Annotated in this window: 14 protein-coding genes; 9 read left to right on the forward strand and 5 right to left on the reverse strand. The window is 73.5% G+C overall.

The window, feature by feature from the left end; genetic code table 11:
• Positions 1 to 9: 9 nt before the first annotated feature.
• The 4 genes from OG448_RS01300 to OG448_RS01315 are packed head-to-tail and all read left to right on the forward strand — an operon-like array spanning position 10 to position 2325.
• Entirely contained in the window at positions 10 to 291 is a 282-nt protein-coding gene (locus OG448_RS01300; RefSeq protein ID WP_405550811.1) for a DUF6457 domain-containing protein, read from the forward strand.
• Positions 288 to 1493, forward strand: a complete 1206-nt coding sequence (locus OG448_RS01305; protein WP_405550812.1) for a molybdopterin molybdotransferase MoeA — start codon at positions 288 to 290, stop codon at positions 1491 to 1493. The genes OG448_RS01300 and OG448_RS01305 overlap by 4 nt, the downstream gene beginning before the upstream one ends.
• A gap of 48 nt (positions 1494 to 1541) precedes the next feature.
• A complete protein-coding gene (locus OG448_RS01310; protein WP_405550814.1) occupies positions 1542 to 1817 on the forward strand; it encodes a MoaD/ThiS family protein in 276 nt (91 codons plus the stop codon).
• A gap of 55 nt (positions 1818 to 1872) precedes the next feature.
• Positions 1873 to 2325 (forward strand): molybdenum cofactor biosynthesis protein MoaE, encoded by a 453-nt coding sequence (locus tag OG448_RS01315; protein WP_405550817.1) that lies wholly within the window; start codon positions 1873 to 1875, stop codon positions 2323 to 2325.
• Here the strand turns inward: OG448_RS01315 and OG448_RS01320 are convergent, their stop codons facing one another.
• The gene (locus tag OG448_RS01320; protein WP_405550818.1) at positions 2326 to 2967 is read right to left on the reverse strand and encodes a DUF1345 domain-containing protein; all 642 of its coding nucleotides are present in this window, start codon (positions 2965 to 2967) and stop codon (positions 2326 to 2328) included. It abuts the gene before it with no gap.
• 112 nt (positions 2968 to 3079) lie between these two features.
• On the opposite strand from OG448_RS01320, the gene OG448_RS01325 reads away from it, so the two are divergent.
• From OG448_RS01325 to OG448_RS01335, 3 genes are all read left to right on the forward strand, one after another.
• Positions 3080 to 4834, forward strand: coding sequence for an FUSC family protein (locus OG448_RS01325; protein WP_405550819.1), 1755 nt, complete (start codon positions 3080 to 3082; stop codon positions 4832 to 4834).
• A gap of 100 nt (positions 4835 to 4934) precedes the next feature.
• Positions 4935 to 7451, forward strand: coding sequence for an ATP-dependent Clp protease ATP-binding subunit (locus OG448_RS01330; RefSeq protein ID WP_405550821.1), 2517 nt, complete (start codon positions 4935 to 4937; stop codon positions 7449 to 7451).
• Between the two features lie 77 nt (positions 7452 to 7528).
• Positions 7529 to 7879, forward strand: a complete 351-nt coding sequence (locus tag OG448_RS01335; protein WP_405550823.1) for a thioesterase family protein — start codon at positions 7529 to 7531, stop codon at positions 7877 to 7879.
• On the opposite strand, the gene OG448_RS01340 is transcribed toward OG448_RS01335, so the two are convergent.
• On the reverse strand, positions 7880 to 8266 hold the full coding sequence (locus OG448_RS01340; protein WP_405550825.1) for an NUDIX hydrolase: 387 nt from the start codon (positions 8264 to 8266) through the stop codon (positions 7880 to 7882).
• Between the two features lie 108 nt (positions 8267 to 8374).
• On the reverse strand, positions 8375 to 8962 hold the full coding sequence (locus OG448_RS01345) for a thioredoxin domain-containing protein (protein ID WP_405550828.1): 588 nt from the start codon (positions 8960 to 8962) through the stop codon (positions 8375 to 8377).
• A 107-nt stretch (positions 8963 to 9069) separates the two neighbouring features.
• Between OG448_RS01345 and OG448_RS01350 the strand changes: the two genes are divergently transcribed.
• Positions 9070 to 11142 (forward strand): SpoIIE family protein phosphatase, encoded by a 2073-nt coding sequence (locus tag OG448_RS01350; protein WP_405550829.1) that lies wholly within the window; start codon positions 9070 to 9072, stop codon positions 11140 to 11142.
• Positions 11143 to 11271: 129 nt separating this feature from the next.
• Positions 11272 to 13182 carry a glycoside hydrolase family 5 protein gene (locus OG448_RS01355; protein ID WP_405550830.1) on the forward strand — a complete coding sequence of 637 codons (1911 nt, stop codon included), beginning with the start codon at positions 11272 to 11274 and terminating at the stop codon, positions 13180 to 13182.
• Positions 13183 to 13258: 76 nt separating this feature from the next.
• Here the strand turns inward: OG448_RS01355 and OG448_RS01360 are convergent, their stop codons facing one another.
• Positions 13259 to 14053 (reverse strand): transferase, encoded by a 795-nt coding sequence (locus OG448_RS01360; protein ID WP_405550832.1) that lies wholly within the window; start codon positions 14051 to 14053, stop codon positions 13259 to 13261.
• Entirely contained in the window at positions 14050 to 15315 is a 1266-nt protein-coding gene (locus OG448_RS01365) for a glycosyltransferase family 4 protein (protein WP_405550834.1), read from the reverse strand. The genes OG448_RS01360 and OG448_RS01365 overlap by 4 nt, the downstream gene beginning before the upstream one ends.
• Positions 15316 to 15333: the final 18 nt, after the last annotated feature.

Consider the following 15333-nt stretch of genomic DNA (forward strand, 5'->3'; position numbering starts at 1 on the left):
ACACCACGAGTGAGGACCGACGAAGTGAACCGGATGCACGAATGGATCGCGGCGGCCAAGGCCGAGCTGGGCATCGACCTCGATGTCGACATCGCCGAGCTGCTGGACATGACCAAGGTGGTCGCGCACGAGGTGGCCCGCCCGGCCGCCCCGATCACCTCCTTCCTGGTCGGTTACGCGGCCGCGCTTCAGGCCGGCGGCGCCGGTGCGGTGTCGGAGGCGAACCGGAAGGTGACCGGGCTGGCCGAGCAGTGGGCCGCCGAGCGTGAGAACGGCGCGACGGCGCTATGACCGGCCTCCCGGCGCACCACCCGTCCTGGGAACGGGCCCGTTCCCTGGCGCGCGCCGCCGCCGGGCCCGCGCTGCCCGGTGTGCCGCGCACCCTTCAGGACGCGCTCGGCCATGCCCTGGCCGAGCCGCTGACGGCGCTGACCGACCTGCCGCCGTTCGCCACCTCCGCCATGGACGGCTGGGCCGTGTCCGGGCCCGGCCCCTGGCAGTTGGGGGAGCGGGGCGTGCTCGCCGGGCAGCAGCCGGAACCGCTCGCGGCCGGCACCGCCGTGCCGATCGCCACCGGCGCGCCGCTGCCGCCGGGGGCGAGCGCCGTACTGCGCCGCGAGCACGGCGAGGTGGAGCGGTCCACGAGCCTGCTCCACCTCGCCGCCCCCGGCCCCCTCCCCGAGGGCCACGACGTGCGCCCGCGCGGGCAGGAGTGCGCGAGCGGTGAGCCGCTGCTCCCGGCCGGGACCACCGTCACCCCGTCCGTGCTGGGCCTGGCGGCGGCGAGCGGCTACGACCGGCTGGTGGTGCACCGGCGGCCCAGCGTGGAGCTGTTCGTCCTGGGTGACGAGCTGCTGGACGGCGGGGTGCCGCGCGGCGGCTGGGTCCGCGACGCGCTCGGCCCGCTGCTGCCGTCCTGGCTGCGCGGTCTGGGCGCCGAGGTGATCGGCTGTCACCGCGTGGCGGACCGGCTGGCGGAGCTGCGCGAGGCGGTGGCCCACTCCCCCGCCGACGTCGTGATCACCACCGGCAGCACGGCGGCCGGGCCCGTGGACTTCCTGCACGAGACGCTGCGGCTGCTGGACGCCCCGCTGATCGTCGACTCCGTGTCGGTACGGCCGGGCCACCCGATGCTGCTGGCCGAGCTGCCCGCCACGGCGGACGGCCGCGCCCGGCGCCTGGTCGGGCTGCCCGGCAACCCGCTGGCCGCCGTGGCGGGTACGGCCACCCTGGCCGTGCCTCTGCTGCGCGCGCTCGGCGGCCACGCCGACTCCGAGCCGCGCGGTGCCGTGACCGCCGAGGCGCTGCCCGGGCACCCGCGCGACACCCGGCTGCTGCCGGTGCGCACGGCGGGCACCGGTGTGGCGCCGCTGCCGTACGACGGCCCGGCGATGCTGCGCGGGCTGGCCCTGGCCGACGCGCTGGCCGTGGTCCCGCCCGGCGGGGCCGCGGCCGGGGACGCGGTGGAGCTGCTGCCGCTGCCCACCGGCTGACCCACCCCCGACCACCTCAGAAACGACCCACCCGAGAAGGCGAAGGACATGGAGACGAAGACGGCATCAACGGGCACCATCCGCTACTGGGCCGCGGCCAAGGGCGCGGCAGGCACGGCGGAGGAGTCCTACCGGGCGGGGACCCTCGCCCAGGCACTGGAGCAGGCGCGGTCGCGCCACGCGGACGAGCCGCGCTTCGCGCAGGTGCTGGCGGTCTGCTCCTTCCTGGTGGACGGCGACCCGGTCGGCGTCCGCGACCACGCCACGGTCACGCTGCGGGACGGCGCCGTGGTCGAGGTGCTCCCGCCCTTCGCCGGCGGCTGACCGGCCCCGCACCCGCTCGCCCCTGTCCCCACGCACCCGGAAACCGGATCACACCATGTCGCTCCACCCCGCCCCCACCCTGCTCCCCTCCCCCATCCGCCTGCTCGGCCTGCGCGACACACCGCTCTCCCTCGACGAGGTGTACGGCGCGGTCGGTGACGACGCGGCGGGCGGCACCGCGCTGTTCGTCGGCACGGTCCGCGACCACGACGGCGGCAGGTCCGTGTCGTCCCTCGAGTACAGCGCGCACCCCTCCGCCGAGGCCGAGCTGCGCCGGGTGGCCGAGGAGATCGCGGCCGAGTTCCCGGTGCGCGCGCTGGCCGCCGTGCACCGTACGGGTCTGCTGGCGATCGGGGACGTCGCGGTGATCACCGCGGTCTCCTGCCCGCACCGGGCGGAGGCGTTCGCGGCATGCCGGAAGCTGATCGACACCCTCAAGCACGAGGTCCCCGTCTGGAAGCGGCAGATCTTCACGGACGGCGCCACGGAGTGGGTCGGCGCCTGCTGATCAGCCGGTGACGACGCCCGCGACCAGGTTGATGGTGGTGGCCAGCACGCTGATGCCGAACAGGTACGACAGCAGGCAGTGCCGGAGCGCCACCGACCGGATCAGCGGGTGGGAGACGCTGGTGTCGGAGACCTGGTAGGTCATGCCGAGGTTGTAGCTGAAGTAGAAGAAGTCCGGATAGGCGGGCTTCCGCTCGGAGTTGAAGTCGATGCCGCCCTCGGCCGGGCCGTAGTACAGATAGGCGTAACGGGTCGTGTACATCAGGTGCAGCGCGGCCCAGGCCATGAGGACGCCGAGCAGCGCGATGGCCGCGGCGGCGCCGGTGTCGGCTCCGGAGCGGTGCGCGACCAGCATCAGCACGATGCCCCCGAGCCCGCAGAGGGAGACGCCGACGACCACGAGTTCGTCCATCGCGGGCCGGAAGTCCTCGCGGCGGGCGTTGGCGTGGGTGGCGTCGGCGTCCATGGGCCACAGCACCATCCAGCCGGTGACCACGAAGACGGTGCCCACGGCGGCGATGCCGGACAGGATGGCCAGCGGCGCCGGATGACCGGTCAGGCCGACGACAAGGCCGACGATCGCTCCGACGACGAGTGAGCCGCCGAGCCTGGGAACCGCGGACACCGGCAGCCACATGCTCATACGGCCTCACCCTAGCCCCGTCCGCCGCTTCCGGCCCGGCGGATGACACCCCCGCTCACGGCCCGCACAAGTCGATCAGGACTGGGGCGGGGCCAGGTGGTATACACCGAACATGCCCCCTTCGCGCCGTTCCTCCCCCGCCGGCAGTGGCGGCTGGCGCCGGTGGGACACCTCCGGCGTCGGGCACGTGCTGTTCCCGCGCGGGGTGCTGGCCCTCCAGCGGGTGGACGGCGCGCTGCTGTTCGCGGTGCGCGCGGCGCTGGCCATGGCGCTCGCGGGCCTGCCGGTGGTGCTGGCCGGGCGCCCCGATCTCGCGGTGTACGGGATGCTCGGGGCGTTCACCACGACCTTCGGCCGGAATCTGCCCTACCGCCGCCGGGCGTGGGTGCTGGGGTGGGTCGCGCTCGCCATGACGGCCTGTGTGGGCCTCGGTTCGGCGCTTTCCTCGGTGGCGCATCCCTGGTCCAGTGTGGCCGGCGCGGCGGGGGTGGTAGCGGCGACGGCGCTGGTGGCGGGCGTGTGCAAGTACGTGTGCGACGCGACCGGGCTCGGCGGGCTGGGCGCGATCCTGCTGCTGTTCTCCTTCGCGGTGGCCGCCAACGCCACGACCACGCCCGGCCAGGTCCTCCCCCGTACGGGCATGGCCGCGGTGGGCTCGCTGATGGCGTGGGCGCTGGCGCTGCTGGGCCGTCTGGTCCACCCGGACCGGCCGCAGCGGCTCGCGGTGGCCGCCGCGCTGCGACAGCTCGCCGGGCTGCTGGACTCGGCCCGGGGCGGGGTGGGCCGCTCCCGGCACCGGGCGACGGCCGCCGTGCTCCAGGCGTACGACTCCCTCGGGCTGGCGCCGCCGACCACCTCCAAGCGGCCCGGTGAGGACAACACCTGTGTCCGGCTGGCCGACCTGTCCTGGTCGCTGCTGATCGACTCCACGCGCGGCACCCCCGAGGACCCGCCGGAGCTGGCCCGGCTGCTGCGTACCCAGGCGGGCATGCTGGCCGACCGGCACCAGCGGTATCCGCAGGTGCTGGCCGACCTGGCCGCGTACTCCTCGCTGCCCCCGGAGCCGGGCCGCCGCTTCTCGCCGCGCGCGCCGGTGCCGGACGATCCGGCGGCGCGGCGGGCCTGGATGCTGGTACGGGGGCGGCCCGGCGGGCGCAAACCGGTGTCGGTACTGCTGGTACCGGCGCTGCGGATGGTGCTGGGCACCCTGGTGGCGGGCAGTGCCGCGCTGGCGCTCGGTCTGGGCCACGGCTACTGGGCGGCGATCTCGGCGGCGGCCGTACTGCACTCGGTGAACGTCCGCACCACGGTCCAGCGGGCGGTGCAGCGCACCCTGGGCACGGCGCTCGGGCTGATGATCGCGCTCGGGGTACTGGCCGGGCATCCTGCGCCGGTGCTGCTGGCGCTGGTGATCGTGGCGCTGGAGTTCCTGATGGAGTACATGGTCGTGCGCAACTACGGCCTGGGCGTGGTCTTCCTGACCCCGCTGGCGCTGCTGCTGAGCGATCTGGCCGACCCGGAGTCGCCGGAGGAGCTGATCGTGGACCGGGGGCTCGGGTCGCTGCTCGGCATCGTCATCGGGCTGGTGTGCGCGCTGCTGGTGGTGCACGACCGGGCGGCGGTGCGGGTGGAGCGGGCGCTGGCGCAGTGCACCGAGGCGACCGAGCGGGCCGAGCGGGCGCTGGCCTTCCGGTCCCGGCCGCCGCATCCGGTGATCCCGGTCGATCTCGCCGCCAGCGTGGTCGAGTTGCGCGAGGCGGACGACGCGGCGGCGGGCGAACTGCTGTCGGCGGGCATCGACCCGGCGGCCCTGGCGGCGGCCGAACAGCGCGCGTATCTGCTGTTGGGACGGCTTCTCCACCACTGATCCGGGCGGCAGTTGGATGTGCGGTCGCCGACGACTTTCGTAACTCCTCTGTGATTAGGTGGGGTTCCCGCGAGGGAAGACAGAGGAGGCTGATGCGCATATGTCAGTGCCACCTATGGGTGCGTTCGGATCTTTCGGATCGTCGGACCCGTTTTCCGACCTGCTCAATCGTTTCTTCGGTATGTCCACGGCGTCCTCGCCACCGGCGGTGCAGCGCGTTCCGGTCGGCCGGCTGCTGACCGACTCCGCGCGTGAACTCATCGCGCGCGCCTCGCGGCGTGCCGCCGAGGACGGCAGCGAGGACCTCGACACCGAGCATCTGCTGTGGGCGGCCACCCAGGTCGAGCCCTCCCGCACCCTGCTCGCCCGCTCCGGTACCGACCCGGACAACCTGGCCACGGAGCTGGAGGCGGCCCTGCCCTCGGGCAGCGGCACCCCCTCGGCCGAGCCGGGTCTCACCCCGGCGGCCAAGCGCGTGCTGATCGGCGCGCACGCCCGCTCGCAGGCGACCGGTGCCTCGTACATCGGGCCGGAGCACATCCTCCAGGCGCTGCTCGACCCGGGCAACGACCAGGCCGCCTCGGTGGCCCGCAATCTGGGCGTGGACACCGACCGGGTGGCCCGCGACGCCGGTTCCGCCGCGAAGGCGGAGGCTCGCCAGGAGCCGAGCAGCACGCCCACGCTGGACGAGTACGGGCGCGACCTGACCGCCGACGCCCGCGCCGGGAAGCTCGACCCGGTGGTGGGGCGCGGCGAGGAGATCGAACAGACCATCGAGATCCTGTCCCGCCGGTCCAAGAACAACCCGGTGCTGATAGGTGAGCCCGGTGTCGGCAAGACCGCCATCGTGGAGGGCCTCGCCCAGCGGGTCGTCTCCGGTGACGTACCGCGCACGCTGGAGGGCCGCCGCGTCGTCGAGCTGGACCTGGCCGGTCTGGTGGCCGGGGCCAAGTACCGGGGCGAGTTCGAGGAGCGGCTGAAGAAGGTCATCGACGAGGTGACGTCCGCCTCGCAGGACGTGATCCTCTTCATCGACGAGCTGCACACGGTCGTCGGCGCCGGTTCCGGCGGCGAGGGCTCGATGGACGCCGGGAACATCCTCAAGCCCGCCCTCGCCCGTGGCGAACTGCATGTCGTCGGCGCCACCACGCTGGACGAGTACCGCAGGTACGTGGAGAAGGACTCCGCGCTGGAGCGCCGGTTCCAGCCGGTGAAGGTGCCGGAGCCCACCGTCGAGGAGACGGTCCAGATCCTGGAGGGGCTGCGCGACGCCTACGAGGCGCACCACCAGGTCCGGTTCAGCGACGCGGCGCTGGTCGCGGCGGCCGAGCTGTCGGACCGGTACATCGCGGACCGGTTCCTGCCCGACAAGGCGATCGACCTGCTGGACCAGGCCGGTGCGCGGGTGCGGCTGCGCTCGCGGGGCAAGTCCAAGGAGGTGCAGGACCGCGAGGACAGCCTCGCCCGGCTGAACCGGGAGAAGGACGAGGCGGTCGCCACCGAGGAGTTCGACCGCGCCAAGGAGCTGAAGCACAGGATCGCCGAGATCGAGACCGAACTCGCGCAGATCGAGGAGCGCCGCGAGGGAGTGGTCGCGGTCACCGAGAACGACATCGCGGAGATCGTGTCCCGCCGGACGGGCATCCCGGTGGCGCAGTTGACCGAGAGCGAGAAGGAGCGCCTGCTCAAGCTGGAGGACGCGCTGCACGACCGCGTGGTCGGCCAGGACGAGGCGGTCCTCGCCATCGCGCAGGCGGTGCGCCGCAACCGGGCGGGCATGGGCGACCCGGACCGTCCGGTGGGTTCCTTCCTGTTCCTCGGTCCGACCGGTGTCGGCAAGACGGAGCTGGCGAAGGCGCTCGCGGAGCTGCTCTTCGGCGACGAGGACCGGCTCATCCGGTTCGACATGAGCGAGTTCCAGGAGAAGCACACGGTCTCCCGCCTGGTCGGCTCCCCGCCCGGCTACGTCGGGTACGACGAGGCCGGCCAGCTCACCGAGAAGGTGCGCCGCCAGCCGTACAGCGTCGTGCTGTTCGACGAGGTGGAGAAGGCGCACCCGGACGTCTTCCACACGCTGCTCCAGGTGCTGGACGACGGCCGGCTGACCGACTCGCAGGGCCGTACCGTGGACTTCCGCAACACGGTGGTCATCCTGACGAGCAACATCGGCTCGCAGTTGATCCTCGCCCACCAGGGCAAGGTGGACGAGATCCGGGGCGAGCTGGAGTCGGTGCTGCAGGGGCACTTCCCGCCGGAGTTCCTCAACCGGATCGACGAGACGATCGTCTTCCACGCGCTCAGCGAGCAGAACCTGGGGCACATCATCGACCTGCTGCTGGCGCGCAGCGCCAGGCGGGTGCGGGCGCAGGGCATCGGTCTGGAGGTCACCGAGGCGGCGAAGAAGCTGCTGGTGGCGCACGGCTACAAGCCGGAGTTCGGTGCGCGTCCGCTGCGCCGCACGATCCAGACCGAGCTGGACAACCGGATCGCGGAGCTGGTGCTGTCCGGCGGCGTCGAGAAGGGCGACACGATCGTCGCCGACGTGCAGGACGACTCGCTCCACCTGAGCGTCCGTCACCCCGAGCCGGACGAGGCGGAGAAGGCTGCCGCCGGGTGACACCGCACGGCTGACGGGGCGGTACGGGGGTCTCTCCGTACCGCCCCTGTCGCGCGCCCGCCCGCTAGCGTGGGCGGATGGGTGACTACGAGGTGACCGAGGCGGACACGGCGGTGGCGCTGGGCAGCGGGGACGTGCCGGTGCTGGGGACGCCGCGGCTGATCGCGTGGCTGGAGGCGGCGACCGTACGGGCGGCGGAGCCGTTCACCGGACCGGGCAGGACCACGGTGGGCACGGCCGTGCGCGTACGGCATCTGCGGGCCACGCCGGTGGGCGGGCGCGTGACGGTGTCCGCCGAACCGGCGCCGGGCATCTCGGGCGGGCGGCTCACCTTCGTGGTGCGGGCCGTAGACGGCTCGGGCGCGCCGGTCGCGGAGGGCGAGATCGACCGGGCCGTGGTCGACCGGGAGAAGTTCCTCGCCGGCTGATCAGACGGGGCTGTGTCCCTGGAGGTAGGCGCGCACGGCCGACGGCAGCGCGTCCCGCTCGGCCTCCTCGAAGGCGACCCAGCGGATCTGTTCGGGCGGCAGCGAGGCGCCGCCGGAGGGCGAGTCGGTGAGCAACTGGCACACCACGGCCGGCACGGCGTCGGGGGACTCGCCGTCGCCCGGGCCGAGCGGTTCGGTGCCGTCGACGAGGTAGCCGGTGAGTTCGTAGACGACCCGCTCGGCCGTCGCGCCCGGTGTCTCGGCCGGTTCGGCGGTACCGGAGGGCAGCGTCCAGGCGCCACCGTCCCCCTGGCTCACCAGAAGCAGCCGCCCGTCGTACACCGCGACCGCCAGCACCCGGCCGCCGCTCTGCCGCTCGGTAGTCATCCGCCCCGTCCCCTCCCTGCGCGCCGGTCCGCGACGCGCGTCGACCGCCCGGCCCGATGGCCGGACGGTCGTTCCCTACCCAGCGGCGCGGGCGCGCACCCGGCGGGGTCAGGACGTCTTGATCGCGGCGAGGAACTTCTGCGGGTCGGTGTCCACTTCGCCCTCGACCGTGGTGACCGGGATGTTCTCCTTGTCGTACCAGACCGCCGGGGTGCCGGGCAGACCGAAGGTCTCGAAGGTGGAGATGGACTCGCCGGCCCAGGTCAGGTAGGTGTCGTCGGAGACCTTGCGGTCGAAGTCGGCGGAGCGCAGGCCGTCCACGTCCCCGGCGACCGAGAGCAGCACCGATCCTTGCGCGAACTTGTCCTCGGCGGGCGGGAAGGGCTGGTTGTCGAAGAGGGCGCCGAGGTATTCGATGAACTGCTTCTGCCCCTCGTCGCTCGCGGCGGCGAGCGCGCTGAGGGCCTTCTGGTCGCCGTTGCCGCCCACGGTGTCGTCCATCGTCCCGGCGAAGTGGAACTTCACCGCGTACTTTCCGTCGTCGGCGCCCTTCTGGATGGTGTCCAGGAGCGTCTTGGCCATACGGGCGGAGGCACGGTCGCGCATCTCCAGGAAGACCTGGAGCACGTGCGGCGCGGACAGGTCGCCGTAGTACAGCGTGGTGCCTTCGTTGCCGGTCGTGTTCGCGGGAGTCATGTGTCGAGCTTGGCACAGATGGGGGTGGGGCACGAACGGTGCGGACGGCAGGTGGACGGGGGTCGGTCGGCACGACATGACGCGGCTCGCGGGCGCAGTCTGGAGGGGTGGACTCATCGCACGACAGGGCTCCGGAGCGTGGCCGTGACCTGGACAGGTCTGTACTCGACGCGCTCTTCGCCGACTCGCCGCACCCGCTGTACGTGCTCGACGGCATGCTGCGGCTGGTGGGCTTCAACGAGGCGGCCGGTGACTTCTCCGCACTGCCGCCGGCCGGCGCGCTGGGGCAGCCGCTGAGGCACTGGGCGGCCGGGCTGCACCAGGAGCCGGTGGAGGCCCTGCTGCGCGAGGTGCTGGCCACCGGGGAGCCCCGACGGGACGTGGAGGTGGCGGGCGGGGCCACCCCGGACGCGCCGGACCGGGTGCTGTCGCTGTCCGCGTTCCGGCTGCGGGACGCGGACGGCGGGCTGCGCGGGGTGGCGCTCAGCGTGGTGGACGCCACCGAGCGGCACCGAGCGCAGGTCCGGCTGAGCGTGCTGCGGGCGGCGAGCGCCCGGATCGGCACCAGCCTGGACACGGTGCACACCGCGCAGGAACTCGCCGACATCGGCGTGCCGGACCTGGCCGACACCATCGTGGTGGACGTGCTGGACGCGGTGCTGCGGGGCGATGTGCCGACGGCGGAGTCCCTGGACCGCGATCTGCTGCTGCGCTGCGCCGGGTCCCGGTCGGTGCGGGCGGCGAACGGGCACCAGGCGGTGGAGGTCGGCTGTGTGATGGAGCCGGGGCTCACCTCGCATTACAAGGAGGTGCTGACCGAGGGGCGCCCGGTGCTCATCATCGAACACGACACGGCGCCCCTCGGACACAGCGGGCAGGAGGTCGCGCAGGCGAACGGCGCGCACTCCGGGATGGCGGTGCCGCTGGCCGCGCGGGGCGGGGTGCTGGGCCTGGCACGGTTCTACCGGGGCCGGGGCACCGCGCCGTTCACCGAGGACGACCTGCGGCTGGCCACCGAACTGACCCGGCACACCGCGCTGTGCCTGGACAACGCCCGCCTGTACACGCGGGAGCGGTCGGTGGCCCGTATCCTCCAGCTCAGTCTGCGGCCGGCGCATGTGCCGGGGCACAGTGCGGTGGCCACCGCGCACAGCTATGTACCGAGCAGCACCAGCGGGGACTGGTTCGACATCATCCCGCTGTCCGGGGCTCGGGTGGCGCTGGTCATCGGGGAGCCGCCGACGCGGGGCATCCGGGCCGCCGTCACCATGGGCGGTCTGCGGGCCGCGATCGGCGCGCTGGCCTCGCTCGACCTGCCGCCCGAGGAGCTGATGGAACGGCTGCACGACCTGGTGGGCCGGCTGGACGCCGAGGAGTCGCGGCACCCGGACGAGTCCCTGGACAGCCTGCGCGCGGGCACCTCGTGTCTGTACACGGTCTACGACCCGGTGGCGCGCCGGTGCACGGTGGCCAGCGCGGGCCATCCGCCGCCCGCCGTGGCCCGGCCCGACGAGCCGGTGACCTTCGCGCAGGTGCCGGTCGGCCCCGCGCTGGGCCGGGGTGCGCCCCGCTATCGCACGGGGCACTTCGACGTGCCGGAGGGCACGCTCCTGGTGCTCTGCGACCCCGTGCTGCTGCGGGACGCGAGCCCGGACTCCGGAGACCGACTGACCCGAATCAGCAAGGCGTTGCAACGGCGGGACCGCCCTCTGCCGGACATCTGCGACGCCCTGCTGCACGATCTGGCGCCGCGACACCCGGCCGACGACGGGGTGCTGCTGGTCGCCCGCACGCTCACCCTGGGCGCCGACAAGGTGGCCTCCTGGTCGCTGCCGAACGAGCCGCAGGCGGTCGCGCTGGCCCGTGAGCGCACCGCCGAACGGCTGGAGCACTGGCACCTGGCGGACCTGGCGTTCACCGCGACCCTGGTGGTCAGCGAGCTGGTGACCAACGCGATCCGCTACTCCGAGGGGCCGATCCGGCTGCGGCTGGTCCGCGACCAGGCCCTGATCATCGAGGTCACCGACGACAGCAGCACGGCCCCGCAGTTGCGGCAGGCCGAGGACGACGACGAGCACGGGCGCGGGCTGACCATCACCTCACAGCTCACCGAGCGCTGGGGCACCAGGCGGGAACACCGGGGCAAGACCATCTGGGCCGAACTCCCCATCAACGCATAAGAGTTGGGGTGTGAACGGGTGTGACGCGACCGGCCGCCGGGCGCCTTCCGTGACGGGTGCGGTGTGGTGGACACTGCGCACCACACCTTCCCGCGCTCCCACCCCCCATCACAGCCGAGGGCCGCCTCCATGCCGACCGCTCCCCGTTCCCTGCGTCTGGCCGCCACCGCCGCCGGGCTGCTGCTCGCCTCCAGCATGACCGTCACGGCACATGCCGCACCGGCGCCGACACCGGCCCCGGTCGCGCACGCCACAACCCGGGTGGCCGCCGACTGGTCGGCCCCGCTGTCGACTCGGGGCCGGTACATCGTGGACAGCCGGGGGAACCGGTTCCGGCTGAAGGCCGCCAACTGGGACGGCGCACAGGGCTCCTGGAACGGCAGCGGCAGCGTGGACGACCCGGCCAACCACCACGCGGGCCAGAACGCGCACGACATCCCGCTCGGCCTCGACCGGGTCCCGGTCGCCCGACTGCTCTCCGACTTCCGGGAGCTGGGCGTCAACACGATCCGGCTGCCGTTCTCCAACGAGCTGGTCCACCGCGCGACTCCCGTCCCGGACGCGGCAGTTGCCGCCAACCCGCAGTGGCGCGGCAAGACCCCGCTCCAGGTGTACGACGCCGTGGTGGACGCGCTCAGCCAGGCCGGGTTCGCCGTGATCCTGAACAACCACACCAACACCTCCCGCTGGTGCTGCGGCGTCGACGGCAACGAGCGGTGGAACAGCAGCCAGTCCACTCAACAGTGGGCGGACGACTGGGTGTTCATGGCCCGCCGCTACGCCGACGTGTCCGGTGTGGTCGGCGCCGACCTGTACAACGAGGTCCGCCGGGACATCCTGGACGACCCCAACTGGGGCCTGGGCGACGCGCACGACTGGTACGCGGCGGCCCAGACGGCCGGCGACCGCATCCTCACCGAGGCCAACCCCCGGCTGCTCATCGTGATCGAGGGCATCAACTGGACCGGCCTCCCGGTCGACGGACTCCCGCACGGACGCCCGCAGTTGACCCCGGCCCGCGCCCTCTCGCACACCCTGGTCGACTCCCACAAGCTCGTCTACTCGGCCCACTTCTACGGCTACACCGGCCCCCGGCACAGCGGCGCCAGCGGGATCGGCGAGACGCACGACGCCCGCTACCAGGACCTGTCCCGCGACGAGTTGAACACGGCGCTCACCGACGAGGCGTTCTTCGTGGAGGAGTCCGGCCGCCACTACACCGCGCCGGTGTGGATCAGCGAGTTCGGCGCCGGGGCCGGGGAGACCAACCTGGCGACCCGCGCCTGGTTCGGGAACATCACCGACTACTTCACCGAGCACGACGCCGACTTCGCCTACTGGCCGCTGGTCGGCTTCGACGGGCACGACGACTGGGCGCTGCTCCGCTACGACGAGGGCGGGCGCCGCTCCGGGCTCCTCGACTCCGGCGACTGGCGGGCCCCGGCCTGGCGGCACCTGATGGACACACCGGGGAAGACCGGGCCGGTGCCGACGGCCGCCGTGTGGAAGATGCTGGACACCGACCGCGGGGACGCGGTTGCCTCGCTGCGGGTGCGCGGTACCGGCGACTGGGACTCGGGCGCGTACAAGGCGGCCTGCCCGGACGGGCTGCGGCTGACCGGGCTGAGCCACACCGGCGGGCGCGGGCTGTGCACGGACGCGGAGGCGGCCGAACTCCGTGCGGCGGACGGCGCGCAGAGCGTCGTCAAGGACGAGCGGTTCGTGTCCGGCGACTGGGCGTCCGGGTACACCAAGTTGCAGTGCCCGTCCGGCGCGTTCCTGATCGGCTACAGCCTGCGCGGCGCGCGGGTGTCGGCGGCGCTGTGCGCACCGGGCCGCTCCGCGCTCGGGGGCGGCGGGCGGACCGTGTGGTTCGACCGCTCGGACAACCGGCCCTCGGACGGCGCGGGCGGCGAGTTCGCCGAGGGCGCGTACAAGGGCCAGTGCGCGGTGAACGAGTACGCGGCCGGGATCGCCTTCACCACCCGGCTCGGCGCCCAACAGGGCCCGGCCGCACTGCTGTGCCGGACCCTGCCGTAGGGCCTCCCTTCCGGATCTTGCCGGAGTCGCGTGTCCTGGCACGCGCATCTGCGGCGTTGGCGTCGGTTGCCGGGGCTCAGCCGGGGTCGGTGACCTCGAAGGAGAGGTCGTTGTCGACCGTGTAGTACGCGCGGACCAGGCGGCCTCCGCCGGGCGCGGCCGCGTACACGAAGGAGTGCTTGCGGTCCGCCACGTCGTCCAGGACGCGGCCCACCCGTACGGCGGCCGCGTCGGCGGCGGGCAGGACGTGGACGTCCCAGTAACGGACGCCCACGCCCGTGAGGTCGGCGTGGTCGACGGTGAACCGGAAACCCCTGCCGTCCGCGTCGACGCTCGGGCTGAGGATGCGCTCCTCGCGGCTGCGCCGCCCGCGCAGCCGTACGACGGCGTCCTCGCCCAGCTCGGTGCCGTGCAGGCGGGCGGTCACGGTGGTGGCCTGGTCGCCGACCTCGATCGGCCCGGCCTCCGCGTGCGCCGGGCGCAGCCAGGCCCGTACGGCGAGGAAGCCGTCCAGCGCCCGGTACGGGATGCGCACCGCCACCGGGGACGGCCGGTCGACGCGGGCTCCGTCGACGAGAACCCGCAGATCCAGCGGGCCGGAGGTCAACTGCACTTCCGCGGCGTCCGGTTCGCGCACCAGGAAGGCGTCCCAGCGGCCCTCCTCCAGCGCGGGCAGCGGCTCCAGCACGGCGAGGGCCCGCCCGTCGCCCGAGGCTTCCAGCGGGAGCCGGCGTGCGGCGGGGTCGGGGACGCCCTTGCGGGGCCTGGCCTTCAGGAGCAGGTGCGCGGAGTCCGGCGCGGGGAGGGGGAGGTCGAAGGTGAGGCGGCCGTCGGCGTCCACCACACAGGTCACTCGGATCACGGAGTTCATCGCCGCCACCCCCGCACGGTGCGTACCGCACTGGCGGCGGCCGTGTAGGCCAGGTCGTGGGCGCTCTGCCCGGCGGCCGTCAGCCGGCGGCGCCCGGCATGTCGTTCGCGGGGCGGCCGATGTCCCGCCCGCTTGGCGGCGAGGGCGTCGGCCAGCAGGCGCTCGGCGCGGGCCACCACGACGTCGGGGGCGTAGCGGCGGGCGTTCTCCAGGGCGGACTTGCCCATGGTGCGGCGCCGTTCGTCGTCGCGGACCAGGTCCAGCAGAGCCGCGCCGAAGGCCTCCGGGTCACCGACCGGCACGAGCCGTCCGTCGACGCCGTCCTGGATGATCTCACCGGGCCCGTAAGCGCAGTCGGTGCTGACGACGGGCAGCCCGCAGCGCATCGCCTCGACGATGGTCATGCCGAAGGGCTCGAAGGTGGAGGAGGCGGTGGCGATGGACGCCTTGACCCACTCGGACTCCATCGGCACGGCGGCGCCCATCAGGAAGGCGTGGTCGCTGAGGCCGAGCCGCTGGATGAGGGCGCGCAGCCGGTCGCGCTCCTCTCCCCTGCCGTAGATGCGCAGCCGCCAGTCGGGGCGGGCGGCTGCGACGTGCGCGAAGGCCCGGATCAGGGTGTCGTAGTCCTTCATCGGGACGAGCCGGCCCGCGGCGACGATCAGCCGGGAGTCGCCGTCGGCGGGCGGGAGTTCGGGGTCGGGCACGCTGTTGGGCAGCGCCTCGACCCGGACACCGGGCAGCCAGGTGCCGCGCCGGTAGGCGCGGGCGTCGGCGTCGGTGACGGTGGTGATCAGGTCGAGGTCGCGGTAGGCGCGGCGCAGTACGGTGCGCAGCCGGCGCGAGTGGTGGTCCCAGGTGAGGTGTTCCTGGCCGACGCGGAGGACGCGGTCGGGTGCCTGGCGGGCGAGGTGGACGTTGAGGCCGGGGCGGGTGCCGATGACGATCTCGGCGTCGCTGCCGGCGAGGTGGGCGGCGATCCGCTCGTCGGTCAGCCTGCTGTACTCGCGGTGGCGTCCCTCGGCGGCGGGGAAGACCCGCGCGGGTTCGCGGTGGGCCGGGTGGTCCTGCTCCTCGCGCAGGTCGACCAGGGGCCGCAGCCGGACGCGTGGGTCCAGGGTGAGCGGGGGGCGTTCGCGGCTGCGGAGTACGGACACGATCTCCACGTCGTGCCGTTCGGCGAGCGCTCCGGCCAGGTTGAAGGTGGTGGTGATCGTCCCTCCGATCGCGTACGCGTTGTGGAGCAGGAAAGAGATCTTCATGCCGGTCCAGACCTTGAC

The sequence above is a fragment of the Streptomyces sp. NBC_01171 genome, from assembly GCF_045039805.1.
Classification (GTDB): domain Bacteria; phylum Actinomycetota; class Actinomycetes; order Streptomycetales; family Streptomycetaceae; genus Streptomyces.

Bases quoted from the DNA above. Each gene is read 5' to 3' on its own strand.
- OG448_RS01305 (WP_405550812.1), top strand. From the start codon at position 288: ATGACCGGCCTCCCGGCGCACCACCCGTCCTGGGAACGGGCCCGTTCC.
- OG448_RS01310 (WP_405550814.1), top strand. From the start codon at position 1,542: ATGGAGACGAAGACGGCATCAACGGGCACCATCCGCTACTGGGCCGCG.
- OG448_RS01315 (WP_405550817.1), top strand. From the start codon at position 1,873: ATGTCGCTCCACCCCGCCCCCACCCTGCTCCCCTCCCCCATCCGCCTG.
- OG448_RS01320 (WP_405550818.1), bottom strand. From the start codon at position 2,967: ATGAGCATGTGGCTGCCGGTGTCCGCGGTTCCCAGGCTCGGCGGCTCA.
- OG448_RS01325 (WP_405550819.1), top strand. From the start codon at position 3,080: ATGCCCCCTTCGCGCCGTTCCTCCCCCGCCGGCAGTGGCGGCTGGCGC.
- OG448_RS01330 (WP_405550821.1), top strand. From the start codon at position 4,935: ATGTCAGTGCCACCTATGGGTGCGTTCGGATCTTTCGGATCGTCGGAC.
- OG448_RS01335 (WP_405550823.1), top strand. From the start codon at position 7,529: ATGGGTGACTACGAGGTGACCGAGGCGGACACGGCGGTGGCGCTGGGC.
- OG448_RS01340 (WP_405550825.1), bottom strand. From the start codon at position 8,266: ATGACTACCGAGCGGCAGAGCGGCGGCCGGGTGCTGGCGGTCGCGGTG.
- OG448_RS01345 (WP_405550828.1), bottom strand. From the start codon at position 8,962: ATGACTCCCGCGAACACGACCGGCAACGAAGGCACCACGCTGTACTAC.
- OG448_RS01355 (WP_405550830.1), top strand. From the start codon at position 11,272: ATGCCGACCGCTCCCCGTTCCCTGCGTCTGGCCGCCACCGCCGCCGGG.
- OG448_RS01360 (WP_405550832.1), bottom strand. From the start codon at position 14,053: ATGAACTCCGTGATCCGAGTGACCTGTGTGGTGGACGCCGACGGCCGC.
- OG448_RS01365 (WP_405550834.1), bottom strand. From the start codon at position 15,315: ATGAAGATCTCTTTCCTGCTCCACAACGCGTACGCGATCGGAGGGACG.